This is a genomic window from Proteiniphilum saccharofermentans (assembly GCF_900095135.1).
Classification (GTDB): Bacteria; Bacteroidota; Bacteroidia; order Bacteroidales; family Dysgonomonadaceae; genus Proteiniphilum; species Proteiniphilum saccharofermentans.
This window is the reverse complement of the sequence record NZ_LT605205.1, coordinates 621887-637809: the sequence shown is the minus strand read 5'-3', so window position 1 is coordinate 637809 and position 15923 is coordinate 621887. Positions and strand designations below refer to the sequence as shown.

Here is a 15923-nt window from a genome sequence, read left to right as displayed (position 1 = left end):
TAAGAATAAAGACTATTTTAAATTTGGGATTTCGGATTTGGGATTTGGGATTTCGGATCTGAGACTTGGAAATTCAAAATCTCCCGGTCTCCTCAATCACCTCAGTCTCATTTACGCAGCCGATACACATCATCCCTGTCCTGGACAAAAAAGACGGAAAGTCCCCCCAAGACAAGTGAACAACCGGCAAGCACCATCGTCAGAATCACCTGTCCATGGAACAGATCGCGGGTAATAGAACCCAGGATACTGGCGGCCAGTATCTGGGGTATCACGATAAAGAAATTAAAGATTCCCATATATGTACCCATTTTAGCTGCCGGTAATGAACCGGTAAGGATCGCATAAGGCATAGAAAGGATGCTGGCCCAGGCGAAGCCCACTCCTATCATCGGAATAAGCAGCATCATGGGATCTTTGATAAAATAGAGTGAGATAAAGGATATTCCTCCTAATGCCAACGCTACCGCATGGGTTGCTTTCCGGCCTACCTGCCGGGCAATCAATGGCAGAAGAAAGGCAGTCACAGCTGAAACGGCATTGTACACGGCAAACAATACCCCTACCCAATTGGCACCCTGGTTATACAAAACCGATGTAGAATCGGTCGTACCATATACATGCTGCGTAATGGCCGGTGTAGTATAGATCCACATAGCATAAAATGCCAACCAGGAAAAAAACTGTACTACAGCCAGTTGTCCCATTGTCCTGGGCATATGCAACAGATCGTTCATAATCCCTACTAATCCTGTCGGCTCATCCGATTTCCCTCTGAGAAGGCCTGAGATGATCAGGATAATACCGAATAGGAGTAACAGACCTCCCACAATATAAAGCTGTTCATTTTGACTTCCCAGATCGGTAAACATGATCAACAAAGTGGCGGCAACACCTATGATCGTCCATATCGCACCATTCTTTAAAAATTGCGAGGGAGTTACCGCTGCTTTCGCAACCATCTTCACTCCGGTAGTTCTCTCTTTCTCCTCCTCAAAAGCAGCCAGCTCCTCCGGAGAATACTCCTTCGATGTGAAAACGGTATATAGTACTGAAGCAAGCAGTACAATACCCCCTATATAGAATGATAGTTTTACTGACTGGGGAATAACTCCCTCGTCTGCTATATTGGAAACGCCGAACCAGTTGGTCAATATATAGGGTAATGCAGAAGCTACTACAGCACCGGTACCGATAAAAAAACTCTGCATGGCAAAACCCATCGTCCTCTGTTCGGTAGGAAGGTTATCACCTACGAATGCCCTGAACGGCTCCATGGAGATATTGATGGATGCGTCCATGATCCACAGCATCCCGGCAGCGATCCAAAGGGAGGGGGAGTTGGGCATAAAGAACAGTGCCAGCGTAGTAAAAAGAGCGCCTATCATGAAATAGGGCCGTCGGCGTCCGAAGCGGTTCCATGTCTTGTCACTCAAATGGCCGATGATGGGTTGCACGATCAACCCGGTAATGGGAGCGGCGATCCACAGAATGGGTATATCTTCCACTCTTGCACCGAGCGTCTCGAAAATACGGCTCACGTTCGCGTTCTGCAAAGCAAAACCGAATTGGATACCCAAAAAACCGAAACTCATGTTCCAGATCTCCCAAAAAGATAAGCGCCTTTTCTTCATGTTGTAAGATTATTGAATGATATAAATTTAATGGAGTAAATATACTTCCCTTTTAATATCCGGAAACGGGTTTTCATAAAAACCAATTATTTTTTTCATGCAATCGTATGCATTTCTCCACTCGCCCTACTCATACTATTCGGCTTCGTCGTTGTTCATTCGCTCCGTTTATGTTTAACAACTGAACAACTACCGAATAACTATTTTCTGGTCGAACCCTTGATCACCAGGTCAGTCTTGATCAGCCGGCTAACGATCCCCGGTTTGGTCTCTTTGCCTTCAATACGGTTTATCAGCAACCGTGCGGCTACTTTCCCCATCTCGAACCCATGCTGGTCCACGGTTGTCAGGGTTGGATCAGTCACATCCGTAATATAACTGTTGGTAAAGCCGCATACCGATATCTCTTCCGGTATTTTAAATCCGGCAGATTTCGATATCTGCATACAATAGGCAGCTACCTCATCATTGACACAGAAGAAGGCATCGGGATGAGGATTTAACTGCAACATTTCCGGTATTACTTCCCTTGCCAGTTCAGGAGTATCACACACCCTGTTCATCTCCTTCAAAATAGGCAATTTATGTTTCCTTAATGCGTCTTCATAACCCATACGCCGGTTATTGGCGATAGGCATCGATGGATGGGAGCCAAGAAAAGCAATCCGGCTACATCCCGTACTTATCAGGTATTCAACCGCATTGAATGCACCTGCATAATCATCCACCACCACTTTGTCGGTATTGATGCCGGTACAGATCCGGTCGAAAAAGACAAGGCGGATATTATTATCGACGATCTCCTGAAAATGGTGGTACTGCTGTGTTTCTTTCGACTGCGATGCTAAAATCCCACATACCCGTGCATCAATCAGGGTTTCCACACTCTTCACCTCACGCTCATAATCTTCCTGGGAATGACAGAAGAGTAACTTATATCCTTCACTCTCGGCCTCCTCCTGAATTCCTGAAAGTACCGTAGAGAAAAAATAATGCACAATCTCAGGCACAATGACTCCAATGGTATTATTCCGATTCGTCCGAAGTTGCATCGCAAGCGTATTGGGTTTGTATTTGTGCTGTTCCGCATATTTTTGCACAAGCTTTTTTGTATCCTCACTGATGGCAGGATGGTTTTTCATCGCTCTTGAGACGGTGGATGGAGAGAGATTCAGTGCTTGGGCAATATCTTTCAGGGTTATCTGTCCCATATATCAATATTATTGGTTCCTCAAAAATAAGCAAAAAAAGAGAGGAAAGCAACAGATATTTTCTACTTTTGTCTTAATAATCAACTTACCACTATGAACGAAAACAGAAAATGCACTTTACAAGTCCAGTCCGAGACCGGAAAACTGGAAGCCGTATTGGTTCATTATCCCGGTGCCGAAGTGGAAAACATGACTCCCAGACATGCACAAAGAGCTCTGTACAGCGATATACTGAACCTTTCTATTGCCCGCAAGGAATATGACCAACTGTTAGCTGTACTGAAAAAAACATCGGATGTCTATGAAGTGGCAGATTTACTGGAAAAGGTACTGGAGCATGAACACCTAAAAGAGGATCTGATCCGGAAAATATGCATCACAGAACAGGCAACAGAGTATATCGATTGGCTGATGTATCTTCCGGCCTCCAGCCTCACGAAAGTACTGATTGAGGGACTTCCCCTGCAAATCAATACCTTGACCGACTTCTTACGCGAAGAGTATTATGCGTTGCAACCACTCTATAACTATTATTTCACACGCGACCCGTCGGCCGTTATCGGAAATAACGCGTTGATATGCAAGATGGCTAACAGCGTTCGTGTACGGGAATCGCTGATCATGGATGCCATATTTAAAAGCGACCTCTTTTTTACTGGAAATGTGGTGAACAGTTATGACCTGTCGCAAAACAATCCTTTAATAAAGATGGAGGGTGGTGATATCCTGGTGGTGAGAGATGATATTTTGCTGATTGGAAATGGAATGAGGACAAGCACACAGGGAATAGACCTGCTGACGAGGGAATTCTGTAAGACCGGCTCCGGGAAAAAACATGTCATCGTTCAGCAACTGCCCGAGTCGCCCGAATCATTCATTCATCTCGATATGGTCTTCACCCTGCTCGACACCGACAAGGCAATGGTCTACAAGCCACTGATCATGAACGACTCTCCCTATCAGACAGTACACATGCAGATAGACAATGGGAAGGTGACAAAAATATCCTCCGTGAATAGTATCTTAACCATTCTACGTAAACTGGGAGTGGATCTGACACCGATAGTATGTGGCGGTAAGTCGGACGATTGGGACCAGGAACGGGAACAGTGGCATAGCGGTGCCAATTTTCTAGCACTCGCACCCGGTAAAGTGATCTCTTATGCAAGAAATATCCACACATTGGAAGAGCTGGACAAGCATGGGTTTGAAGTGGTGAAGGCAGCCAATGTCATCAACAGTCAATGGGATATTGCCTCTGCAAGCAATTGCGTGATCACCCTCGAAGGATCGGAGCTCCCACGCGGAGGTGGCGGCCCAAGATGTATGACCATGCCGTTACGTAGGACAATCGAATAATCACCGAACAAGCATTGAACAACAACCAAACAACTATAGAATATCTTTTATATCCGCCAGCCTTTGCACAGTGTAAGTAGGTTCAAAGCCATCCGAAGCTATCCCTTTCGGGTTAAACCATACCTGTGCGATCCGGCTTTGGTATGCCCCGACAATATCGGCATCCCAGCTGTCTCCTATCATAATAGTCTGGTCACGCCGCGAATTGGTATTCTTCAAAGCATAAGTAAATATGTCGGGATGAGGTTTATTGATGGCTGCATCCTCCGAAAGGATTACCTTGTCAAAATAAGGTTTTAGTCCCGAGTTTTCGATTTTTTTGAATTGAACCTCCCTGAATCCGTTGGAAAGAATATGCATCCTGTATTTTGGTTTCAGGTAATCCAATAGATCCAGAGCCCCATCGATCAGCTTCGTCTTACGGGTAGTTCTTTCCAAAAAATCATCACTCAATCTCTTTGCATACTCCGGGTCATCAATCCCGAACGCCCTCACAGGAGCCAAAAAGCGTTCCACTACGAGCTTCTCCTTGGTGATCTCCCCTTGCCCGTATAAACCCCAGAGATGATAGTTTCCGGGCAAATAGACACGGTAATATGCTTCAAACGTAGGATAGAATTCCTCATATCCGTAATCCCGATAAATTTCTTCCAGACACTCTTTCCCGTTTCTATGGATATCCCAAAGGGTATCATCCAGATCTATAAAAAGATTTTTATATTGCATCAGTAAACAATCACGGAGTGGTTTCAGGCCACTCCGCAATATTTATTTTCAGTTTGACATTATCTACCTGTTGATCAATTCACTTCAATAATCAAGTATTTAGTAAGGCTCCAGAAACGCTGGGTATCGGTAATCTGGAAAGTGAGATTTCCATCGCTACCTTTCACAAATTCATAGGTACCCTCAGGGTGAGTAGACCAGAGTTTACCCTTTGAAGTATACAGCGGGATTTCAGTCACCTCACGCACATCTATCTTCAGGAAATAATCCTTATTGAATGTATCCTGTAAGACTCGCGTCTGTTGGAGAAATCCTCCGGAAAGTATCTTCTGGTCTTTCAGTTCGCCGGCCGTACCAAAAACATAATAAGCAGTGTGCAATGACCTGTCCTGTTCACGGATAGTGTGTGATTGCTGCTCAGCTTCCACAGCGAGTGAAGCGATATCCTGTGACAATTGGGTGATCTGCTCATCTTTTTGCGCCAATTGAGCCTGTAATTCAGCCAGTCGTGTTGAACTCTCCCTCATCTCGTTATTCAAACGGTTGATGGTATTTTTTAACGAGACTATTTCCTTACTACTTCCGCTGTATTTCCTATTCAGTTCATCTAACTGGGTTTTATTCCTCTGCAGTATCTCATTGATCATCTTGAAATTATCATTCACCCTTTCGCGGGTAGCCTTACTCATTTCACCTCCTTCTGCCGATTGTGTAGAGATATACTTTTCCGCTTCCCTGATTTTGGTGAAATTTTCCTCTACCTCACTGATCACAGCCATCATCTCGGCTGCTTCAGCTTCTGTTCCGGCAGACTGCTGCAACAAAGAATCACGTTGAGCCTGAAGCTCTTTATACTCTTTTGATTCCCTTACGTTTGTACATGAGACAATGAGTCCGATGACAAAAAACAGTATTCCAATCTTCTTCATATGATTACAAAATTTTTCTTCTCTATTAAACGATTGATATTATAAAAAGTTTTATTTGTAGATTATACTTTTATTTTCCTGCTACTACAATAACAAATTCTCCTCTTGGTTCATTTTCGGTAAAATGGATGACCAATTCACCAAGAGTACCTCTGACCGTTTCCGCATAGAGTTTCGATATCTCTCTTGATACCGAGGCCACCCGGTCATCACCCATATTCTCGGCTAATTGAGTGAGCGTCTTCACTACACGATACGGCGACTCATAGAAAATCATGGTCCGGCTCTCCTCTGCCAGTTGTTTCAACCGTGTCTGCCTTCCTTTCTTCTGTGGAAGAAAGCCTTCAAAACAAAAACGCTCGGAAGCCAATCCTGATTCTACGAGAGCAGGTACAAAGGCTGTCGCCCCCGGGAGACACTCCACCTCCACCCCCTCCTCGGCACAGGCTCGCACGAGTAAAAAGCCCGGGTCGGAGACTGACGGCGTACCGGCATCCGATATCAAAGCGATACAATCTCCTGATTTTATCCTCTCCACAATATGCGCCACCGCCCGATGTTCATTGAATTTATGGTGAGATTGCATACGTGTCCCTATATCGAAATGCTTCAACAGAACACCGCTGGTGCGGGTATCTTCCGCCAAAATCAGATCACATTCTTTCAGCACTCTGATTGCCCTTAGCGTGATATCTTCCAGATTACCTATCGGTGTGGGCACCACATAGAGTTTCCCTATGTTCACTGCTTTTGCACTCACTCAAATCCTTTTTTGATAACCAGGAGAAACTCCTTTACCGTCTGACTTTCGAAATTCCAATTCAACTCTTTCTTCAAGTAATTTTCAGCTTCGTCAAAACTACCCAGGCCGTTTAATATCTCCATTACTCTATTCATCTCCTGGCGATTGTTACTGAACAGTTCCCTCTGGAACAAAAAACGATCGTTGAGACTGATCCCTCGTTTCAAATCCAACAAAGCAGGAGGAGCCTGAATAATATCATTCAATGAGCGTGCAACCCGTTTTTCCTCTCCGTTCTTTTCCGGAAGAACTTGCGCCACTTCGACGGAGGGGGGAGTCTCTTTACTGATTCGCGGATCCCGGTATTCAGGCAAGATAATTTTTTCCGTAAAGCTGACTCTTTCTTCTATTACAATCTCATCTGTTGCCGGGGAAGGCTCCATCACTGCTTCGGAATGCTTTGGTTGTTCCGGGTGCTCTGGTTGTTTTGAATGCCCCGATTCTTCTTCTTGGGAAAGTTCCGGTTCCCTGGCAGGATTATTACGTCCGTCCGACTCCGACAGGAATCGTACCAACCGCTCCATCTGCTCTTTCATTTCCCCGATCTGCATCAGTTCCAGTTCATGGAGCGATCGTGAAATCTTTTCTATCCGGTCGAAAGAAGCACTAAAAAATGAGAAAGGCAACGTATCACTTTCCTTGACTGAAAGGAGACGTTGTTCCAACAATTTCAGATCACTCAAAAGCTGATCAATATATTCATTTCTTTTTTTCGACATTTGATATCCTTTTTGCTGGTGATTTCCATTATAGGCTCACTATGAGCATTGTTCCACTTTTACAACTCACAAAAGTAATCATTATTTGGAAAGCTCCACAAAATCATCAGGCAAATTCACAAGAAATAACTTCCTTGAACTGCGGGTAATAGATGTATAAAGCCAACGGTAGAAGCTTTCACCCATATAGGATTGCTGGATATATCCCAGATCGAGAAATACATTCTTCCATTCTCCGCCCTGTGCCTTATGACAGGTAACCGCATACCCGTACTTCACCTGTAAGGCATTGAACCAGGGATTGGATTTTACCTTCTTAAACCTCTCCCGCTTACGGGATATATCGACATAATCCTCCATTACGTTGAAAAAGAGTTGGTCGTTTTGCTCCCGTGTAAGCCCCGGAACTTCGGTATGCAACACATCGAGAATGATTTTCGCTTCAAATTCAATTTCATAATCACGGTGATACAACAACACATTACAGAACCTGAAACCATACATCTCTTCCTCACCCCTCACGCGCTGTACCTCTACAAATTCACCGTTAGCCAGAAAGTCAAGGTCTTCAAAATTCTCTACCCAGAAATAGTTATTTTTGGTGATCATCAGGATGTCTCCCGCAGAAATCTCCTCCTCGCGGTACAAAACCCTATTCCTGATTCCACTATTATAAGCATTCACCCGTTTATTGGAGCGGGAAATGACAATAGTTTCCTCCATACCCTCCTTCTGGTAAGCATGGGATATCTCATCTATCAGTTCTGTTCCTGTAATACGTACTACATCTGCAAAGCCTTCCAATTTTAGTTTCGGATACTCTTCCGTCATCTGAAACCTCAATGCATTCCTCAGTATCGTGGCATTGTACAGGATACCCGACTCTTCCTCCTGGCGCACGATCTGGGTTAGGGTCGCTTCCGTCACTTCAAGCGAATAGGAACGTAACATATCCCTGTCGAGAGCAGGACTGTTTTCCTGTTTCACCGGAGGTAACTGGGCACTGTCTCCCACGAACAGTATCCTGCACCCCTGGGCAGAGTAGACATACTCTATCAGATCGTCCAATAATCTTCCGGTTCCGAAAATAGAAAAATCGGGCGATTCATTACTGATCATCGATGCTTCATCTACAATAAAAAGCGTATGCTTATGCAGATTCTCAGAAAGGGAAAAATGAGGCGATCCCTCTGCAAACTTCTGCTGACGATATATTTTCTTGTGGATAGTGAATGCCTGTTGGGCCGCATAACCTGAAAAAACTTTTGCAGCCCTTCCGGTAGGCGCCAACAGAACGGTTTTTTGCCTGAATTCAGTCATTGTCTTCACAAGACTTCCGATAAGTGAGGATTTCCCTGTACCTGCATATCCGGTCAGTAAAAAAATATGATCGTCGATCCTTGAAAAAAGAAAACCGGCGATCTTTTCCAGGGCTTTCATCTGGTCGTCCGTGAAGTTAAACGGGAAATTCTCGCTGATTTTCTCAATAAAAAACCGATTTACCATTTTTTTTGGTATTTTTTCCCGTAAAAGTAGCACAATTATCATTCTTTTTCTAAATTTGTAGTCTAAAATCAGAAAATCAGAATTTAAACAGTATAAATATTAAAAAGGAAAAGTCCATGAAAGTTGTAATGAGAGTGCTTTTAGCAGTAGCCATTATTCTTTTGGCTTATGTTAGCTGGAGAAGTATCCAAGGACAGATTGATTTTGATGCAGAAGTAAAAAAGCGTGACAGGGCAGTTATCCAGCGTTTGGTGGATATCCGTACAGCGCAAGTCGCTTTACGTGCCCAGTCCGGATCTTACACAGCCAGTTTTGACACACTGATCCAGTTCGTAAAAGATGGAAGAATCGCTACCGTAGTAAAAGCAGGAGATCTCACTGAAGCTCAGTTGGAAGCAGGTATGACAGAGGTAAAAGCCATGCAGATCATCAATTCAGGGGATGAAAAAGCCATAAAGGCTGCGGGGCTTTGGGATGAAACAAAAAATGCTCCTCAGTTGGTAAGAGACTCTATCTACTCCCCTGCCGTTCAGGTTTTGTATCCGAATCGCCGCAATTTCATTCCGGATTCACTGGCATTCGTACCCTATGGAAACGGGGCTAAATTCGAAATGGGAGTCGATTCATTGATTACAGCATCGGGTTACCCTATCCAGGTGTTCGAAGCAAAAACACACTACTCGGTTTACTTGGGAGATCTTGACCAAAGATTAGTGGATCAGAAAATCCAGGAAGTGCTTGATCGTCCGGGTAACAGATATCCGGGAATGCAGGTGGGTTCACTTGAAGTGGCTAACAATAATGCCGGTAACTGGGAATAAGGATCTTCCCACATCAGCGTATGTTTTTACCTGAAAATATTGATCTGGCATATTCGGAAAGATACAATTTATCCATTCGGCTGTCGCCGAATGGATTTTCTTTTTGTATTTATTGTCCGGGTGACCCGTCTATTTTTCATTTTCAGGAAACCGGACTAAGTGGTAAACTCTCCTATATAGACAACATCAAAAAACTGATTTTTGACCTTGGTTTTTTTAGTCAGACATTCAATCAGGTAACAGTTACTGTCGTTTCTCCTTTTTATACGCTTGTTCCCGAAGCTTATTTTGAAAAGAAGCGGATTGAAGAGTTGTTCCGGTTCAATTTTCATGAAACGAACGGTGTTATTCTTACAGATAGTACTCTGGAAAATGATCTCCGGACTCTTTTCAATGTAGATGAAGAAGTACATTCATTCCTTTCACGGAATTTATGGAATCCTACATTCCACCACCACTCTTCTATTCTTACCCGTCTGTTCATATCCCATAGGGGTGATGAAACCGGAAAGTGTTGCTTCGCCGATTTTCACGACAAATATGTCACTATAGTTTGTTTCTCAGGAAACCGGCTGCTCTCTACGAATACGTTTCTGGCAACTGATCCTCATGACGCCACTTATTTTATCGCAAGCGTGTGGGAAAAACTCACTTTCGACCAATCTACGGACAGGCTTTTTCTTTCCGGCAATATCGATTCCCAAAGGGCGACGATAGACCTGCTCAAAAAACTGATCCGACGGGTGGAGCAGGTGGAATTGAGTCCGAAGGTGGTATTGACAGAAGAGCAAAAGAGGACGCTTCCCACTGATATATTGGCTGCCTTATGCGTATAATCGGAGGAAAATACAAATCCAGACGTATTCAGGTTCCACCAAATCTGAAAGCCCGTCCTACGACTGATTTTGCCAAAGAAGGGCTTTTTAACGTCCTCAATAACCTTTTGGATTGGGAAGAAATAACCGCCTTAGATCTTTTTTCCGGAACAGGAAGTATTGCTTTTGAGTTGATTTCAAGAGGATGTACCTATGTAGTGAGCGTGGAACAGAATCAAAATCATTTTAATTTTATATACCGGGCACAGGAAAAACTCGGAGCAAAGGAATTGTTTCCTGTAAAAGCAGATGTATTTAAATATCTGCAATCTCTGAAACAACAATTCGATTTTATCTTTGCCGACCCTCCTTATGACCTTCCCGACCTGGAGAAAATTCCCGAAATTATCCTCAATAAACAATTGGTCAAAGAGGGAGGATTCTTTGTCATGGAACACTCCAAAAACCATCACTTCTCACACCTCCCGCATTTCAAAGAAGAGCGGAAGTACGGGAATGTGCATTTTTCCTTTTTTGAGTTTTAGATCCTGCTTTTTTCCATAAATCAGAGGACATTCCCACCTTTCCGCATGGTTTTTACAAGAAAATAACGTATATTTGCCACAATAAAATAACAAATTGTCAAATGGACGAAGATTCCCGAAAATATAATAACAGTAATACCTTTGACCTGTAAGGGAATACCCTCCTTTCAGGCAAAGCAGAAAGGAGAGTATGATGACAGATACCCGAATCAATTTTCAGAGACTCATAAAAGAGAGGGCATGGACTACCCTGAAAACGGAACTCACGAAACTGGATGTTCCCGATATCACTTACCTTATTGAGCATAGTAACCAACTCCACTCTATTATCTTATTCCGGCTGCTTCCAGGAGAAGAAGCAAAAGAAGTCTTCCGTGAACTCCATCCCGACAAACAGGGCGAAATTATCAACGGCCTGGCACATCATGCATCGCGTCTCAGTGACCTGATGAATAATATGGATCCGGACGACCGCACAGCCCTGTTTGAAGAGTTACCCGGAAAAATAGCCCAACAACTCATGCAATTGTTGAGTACGGAGAATCTGAAGAAAACCACACAATTGCTCGGATATCCGGAAGAAAGCATCGGGCGGTTGATGACGCCCCAGTATGTAGCGGTGAAATTACATTTCACTGTGGCAGAGACATTGCAACATATCCGCCGCTTCGGAAAGGAATCTGAAACATTAGATATAGTATATGTGGTAGATCAACACTGGAAATTGCTCGACGACCTCCCTATCCGCGATATATTACTTGCCGATCCGGATGAAAAGATAGAGGATCTGATCGACCACAAACTCGTGGTATTAAATGCCTTCGACGATCAGGAAACCGCTGTACAGATATTTAAGGATTACAATCGGGTAGCTTTACCCGTTGTGGACAGTACCAATACACTACTCGGTATCGTTACGATTGATGATATTTTCGATGTGGCAGAAGAAGAAGACACGGAAGACTTCCATAAATTCGGTGCGATGCAGAATGCTGTCATCAATCCCGTGCTGGCTACCGTTTCATTTCTCTACAAGAAACGGGTAGGATGGCTACTGGTGTTGGTGTTCATGAATGTCTTCTCAGGATATGCCATGTCACAATTTGAGAATGTAATTGAAACGGTCGTTGCCCTGGTATTTTTCCTGCCTCTGCTGATAGACAGTGGAGGAAATGCAGGTTCACAATCTGCCACCCTGATGATCCGTGCCCTGGCCATAGGCGATGTTCGCCGACAAGACTGGATACGGCTGTTGAGTAAAGAACTTGCGGTTTCATTACTACTAGGTATAACTATGGCAGCAGGAGTCTCCCTGATCGCCACCTGGCGTGCACCAGATATCATTCCCGTGGTTGCTCTCACCATGCTTGCCACAGTGATGGTGGGTAGTATGATAGGCATGCTGTTGCCTCTTATCTTTACCCGGATGAAGTTAGACCCAGCAACGGCCAGTGCTCCCATGATCACCACCATTTCCGATATAATGGGTGTACTCATTTATTTTTCCATGGCTAAATGGTTTTTCGGATTGTAAATGCCATTCTAAGTTCAACTTAGAAGTGCAACACCCGGGTGTTGTTTTTTGAAATGATTTCTTCAAAACAATCATGAAAAACACCGCGGGGGTTTGCCTAACGGCCGGGGGCGCGAAGCCCCCGAGGAGAGTCAAGCGGCAACATAAAAGAAAAAGGAGACCGAAGTCTCCCTAAAATTAACTATTATGTTGCTTATGAGAAAAAAATACAAACAGTTAACTTCAGAACAAAGGTACGCGATTTATTTAGGTATAAAAAATGGTGACAGCCAGCGAACCATCGCAGAGTCCATAGGGGTCAGTCCTTCAACGGTGTCCAGGGAACTGGGTCGTAACAAGAAGAAACATGGAGGTTACTCCTGGCGCTTGGCTCACGAGATGGCACAAGAGAGAAAGGAGCGTTTGCCCGGGAACAGGGACACCCCGGAGTGGATTAAACAGAAGGTGTTCCGGCTTGTCCGTGATGAATGGTCTCCCAAGCAGATCAGCGGATATTTGGAGAAATACAAGCAAATCCGGGTTTCCCACGAGACCATTTACAAGTGGATCCGGGAGGACAAAATAGCCGGGGGTGACCTTTACACGCATTGCCGCCACAAGCTCAAGCACCGCAAGAGGCCGGTGGGGTCAGTCAAGGGCATCCCCAACCGGAGAAGCATCCGGGAAAGGCCCGTGGAGGCCGACGGGAGCCGGTTCGGTGACTTTGAAATGGACACGATAATAGGAGCCAATCAATCGGAGGTGATCTTGACGGTAACGGAAAGGAAAACGAACCTTGTAATGACCAGGGGACTGCCCCGGGGCAAGGACTCCAAGGAGGTGGCAAAAGTGCTTGCTAACATGCTGCTACCCTACAAGGATATAATAAAGACCATCACCACGGATAACGGCACGGAGTTCGCCGCCCATGAAATGATAACTAAAAGACTGGGAGTCCCCGTATATTTTACAGACCCCTATTCATCGTGGCAAAAAGGAGCGATTGAAAATGCTAATAAACTCATCCGGCAATACATCCCCAAGGGGGCATCATTCAAGGACTATCCCCCGGGGAGATTAAAGCAAATACAGCATAAATTGAACAATCGACCAAGAGAAAAATTAAGCTTCAGCACACCAAAAGTTGAGTTTTACAAACAATTAATGTAAATTGCACTTGCTGCTTGACTCTGCTCATCCCTATTTTGATTATACAAACTTCCTACAAACAAAAAATTGGGATATCTTTGCACCGCATTCTTATAAAATCAAATAAATATGCGTAAGAAACAATTGAACACGATGAAGGTATTTCGTTTCAAACGATTTGCCCGTAAGTCGTACAGCGTTTTCAACAGCCTGCACAAAGCGGTTACGATCGGCGTACTGTCCGGTTGTGCGTTGATAAGCGCCCATGCGACATCGGTAGAACCGGCGGAACGGACATATACCGAAACAACCACAGACTCCATTCCTCTGACAGAGCTGGATGAAGTGGTGGTTACCGCTTCAAAGGTCGACCTGCCATTGAACCTGGCAGCCAAGCAGGTAACCGTTATTTCGAGACAGGAAATTGAGCGGGCGCCCGTTCGCAGTATTGAAGACCTTTTGAATTATGTGGCAGGTGTAGATATCCTGCAACGCGGGCCGCACGGCGTACAGGCGGACATTTCCCTTCGCGGCGGGTCATTTGACCAGACAGCCATCCTCCTCAACGGTGTAAACCTCACCAACCCTCACACAGGACATTACAGTTTTAATATTCCTCTCAATCTTTCCGATATCGAACGCATCGAGATCGTACAGGGGCCATCCTCATTGGTGTATGGCGCCAGTGCCTTTTCCGGCGGTGTGAATATCATCACCCGGAAAGACACGGAATCGAACGGTTTCGCCAAATTAGAGGGTGGTATGCACGGACTTTTCGGCGCTGAGGCAAGAGGTGCATATAAAACGGACGGTTCCCTGCATACCTTATCGGCAGGATACAAGCATTCCGACGGATATATCCGGAATAGCGACTATAATATTGTAAATCTCCTCTGGCAAAGCCGCTTTGAGATCAACGGATCCAATCTCGACCTTCAGGCAGGATTGAATGATAAAAAACAGGGCGCCAACACGTTCTATACAGCTGCTTATCCCGACCAGTTCGACGATACGCGGGGCGTTTTTGCATCTATCCGCGGTGAGACCAACGGACGGCTCAAATTCATCCCGCATATCTATTGGAGCCGTCATTATGACGAATTCCAACTTATCAGGGAAGGAACTCCAAACGTGCCTGACTGGTACAAAGACCATAATTATCACCGGAGCGATGTCTTCGGCATGAACCTCAACATGCAATATGTCTCCCTATGGGGGATCACCGGTTTTGGAGGTGAATTCCGTAACGAAGGTATTATGAGTAATGTGCTGGGGAAACCAATGGAAGACACCATCGGGAAATATACCCATTCGGATAATCGCACTAATATCAGTTATTTCCTGGAGCACAACTTCATCTTCAACCAATTCACCTTCTCGGTAGGTGGTCTACTGAACCATAATACGGCGGTAGTGAATAAGTTCGACCTGTATCCTGCGCTGAATGCATCATACCGGCCGTCAGAGTCGCTGAGGATTTATGCTTCGTGGAACAAAGCCACCCGCATGCCCACTTTCACCGACCTCTACTATACAACTGCCACCCATACCGGCAACAGCAACCTTGAGGCCGAGTTGTCGGAAGCATTCGAAGCCGGGCTGAAATATACACATCCCATCATCAGAAGCAGTATTGCTGCTTTCTATATGAAAGGAAGAAATATGATCGACTGGGTAAAACCGTCTCCCGACGCATTGTGGGAATCGAGGAACCACACAAAGATCAACACAAAAGGATTTGAAGCTACCATAGGTCTCGACCTGAAAAAATGGTTCGGAAGCGGACAGCCCTTCGAATCATTCAATATCGGATATATGCATCTTCATCAGAATATGGTAGAAGATGAATTGATTTCTAACTACACTCTGAACTATCTCCGCCACAAATTCACGGCTTCACTACATCATGATGTAGTAAAAAACCTCACTCTGTCGTGGAATTTCCGCTGGCAGGAAAGGGCCGGCTCCTATGTGCAGTATGTCGATTTACAACCCGGGGAACGGGTAGATTTTACACCCTTTTCTTTATTAGATGTAAGGGCCAACTACAAATTCCCCCGTATCGATTTGTTTGTCAATACAAATAATATATTCAACTCCACACATGTAGATTTCGGCAATATCCCCCAGCCGGGATTCTGGTTATCGGGAGGGGCAACTATAAAATTATAAAATTATAAACATAAGAATGCAT

14 protein-coding genes are annotated in these 15923 nt (G+C 44.6%); 7 read left to right on the top strand and 7 right to left on the bottom strand.

What is annotated here, in order from left to right; genetic code table 11:
- Positions 1–107: 107 nt before the first annotated feature.
- The gene (locus PSM36_RS02420; protein ID WP_076928623.1) at positions 108–1634 is read right to left on the bottom strand and encodes an MFS transporter; all 1527 of its coding nucleotides are present in this window, start codon (positions 1632–1634) and stop codon (positions 108–110) included.
- A 200-nt stretch (positions 1635–1834) separates the two neighbouring features.
- A complete protein-coding gene (locus tag PSM36_RS02415; protein ID WP_076928622.1) occupies positions 1835–2845 on the bottom strand; it encodes a LacI family DNA-binding transcriptional regulator in 1011 nt (336 codons plus the stop codon).
- A 93-nt stretch (positions 2846–2938) separates the two neighbouring features.
- Between PSM36_RS02415 and PSM36_RS02410 the strand changes: the two genes are divergently transcribed.
- Positions 2939–4204, top strand: a complete 1266-nt coding sequence (locus tag PSM36_RS02410; protein WP_076928621.1) for an arginine deiminase — start codon at positions 2939–2941, stop codon at positions 4202–4204.
- Between the two features lie 33 nt (positions 4205–4237).
- On the opposite strand, the gene PSM36_RS02405 is transcribed toward PSM36_RS02410, so the two are convergent.
- The 5 genes from PSM36_RS02405 to PSM36_RS02385 form a co-directional block, all read right to left on the bottom strand.
- Positions 4238–4930 carry a YjjG family noncanonical pyrimidine nucleotidase gene (locus PSM36_RS02405; RefSeq protein WP_076931999.1) on the bottom strand — a complete coding sequence of 231 codons (693 nt, stop codon included), beginning with the start codon at positions 4928–4930 and terminating at the stop codon, positions 4238–4240.
- A 74-nt stretch (positions 4931–5004) separates the two neighbouring features.
- Positions 5005–5859, bottom strand: coding sequence for a Cbp1 family collagen-binding glycoprotein adhesin (locus tag PSM36_RS02400; protein WP_076928620.1), 855 nt, complete (start codon positions 5857–5859; stop codon positions 5005–5007).
- A gap of 70 nt (positions 5860–5929) precedes the next feature.
- On the bottom strand, positions 5930–6598 hold the full coding sequence (gene rsmI / locus PSM36_RS02395) for a 16S rRNA (cytidine(1402)-2'-O)-methyltransferase (RefSeq protein ID WP_076931998.1): 669 nt from the start codon (positions 6596–6598) through the stop codon (positions 5930–5932).
- 17 nt (positions 6599–6615) lie between these two features.
- Positions 6616–7380: a hypothetical protein gene (locus tag PSM36_RS02390; RefSeq protein WP_076928619.1), complete on the bottom strand. Its 765-nt coding sequence runs from the start codon at positions 7378–7380 to the stop codon at positions 6616–6618.
- Positions 7381–7461: 81 nt separating this feature from the next.
- On the bottom strand, positions 7462–8886 hold the full coding sequence (locus tag PSM36_RS02385) for an ATP-dependent DNA helicase (RefSeq protein WP_076931997.1): 1425 nt from the start codon (positions 8884–8886) through the stop codon (positions 7462–7464).
- A 116-nt stretch (positions 8887–9002) separates the two neighbouring features.
- Between PSM36_RS02385 and PSM36_RS02380 the strand changes: the two genes are divergently transcribed.
- The 6 genes from PSM36_RS02380 (at position 9003) to PSM36_RS02355 (ending at position 15901) form a co-directional block, all read left to right on the top strand.
- Positions 9003–9707, top strand: a complete 705-nt coding sequence (locus tag PSM36_RS02380; RefSeq protein ID WP_076928618.1) for a hypothetical protein — start codon at positions 9003–9005, stop codon at positions 9705–9707.
- A 20-nt stretch (positions 9708–9727) separates the two neighbouring features.
- Positions 9728–10543, top strand: a complete 816-nt coding sequence (locus PSM36_RS02375; RefSeq protein ID WP_076928617.1) for a DUF3822 family protein — start codon at positions 9728–9730, stop codon at positions 10541–10543.
- On the top strand, positions 10534–11067 hold the full coding sequence (locus tag PSM36_RS02370; protein WP_076928616.1) for an RsmD family RNA methyltransferase: 534 nt from the start codon (positions 10534–10536) through the stop codon (positions 11065–11067). The genes PSM36_RS02375 and PSM36_RS02370 overlap by 10 nt, the downstream gene beginning before the upstream one ends.
- A gap of 190 nt (positions 11068–11257) precedes the next feature.
- On the top strand, positions 11258–12601 hold the full coding sequence (mgtE, locus tag PSM36_RS02365; protein WP_083710896.1) for a magnesium transporter: 1344 nt from the start codon (positions 11258–11260) through the stop codon (positions 12599–12601).
- A 195-nt stretch (positions 12602–12796) separates the two neighbouring features.
- On the top strand, positions 12797–13750 hold the full coding sequence (locus tag PSM36_RS02360; RefSeq protein ID WP_076931996.1) for an IS30 family transposase: 954 nt from the start codon (positions 12797–12799) through the stop codon (positions 13748–13750).
- 108 nt (positions 13751–13858) lie between these two features.
- Positions 13859–15901: a TonB-dependent receptor plug domain-containing protein gene (locus PSM36_RS02355; protein WP_076928614.1), complete on the top strand. Its 2043-nt coding sequence runs from the start codon at positions 13859–13861 to the stop codon at positions 15899–15901.
- The last annotated feature ends 22 nt before the right edge of the window (positions 15902–15923 follow it).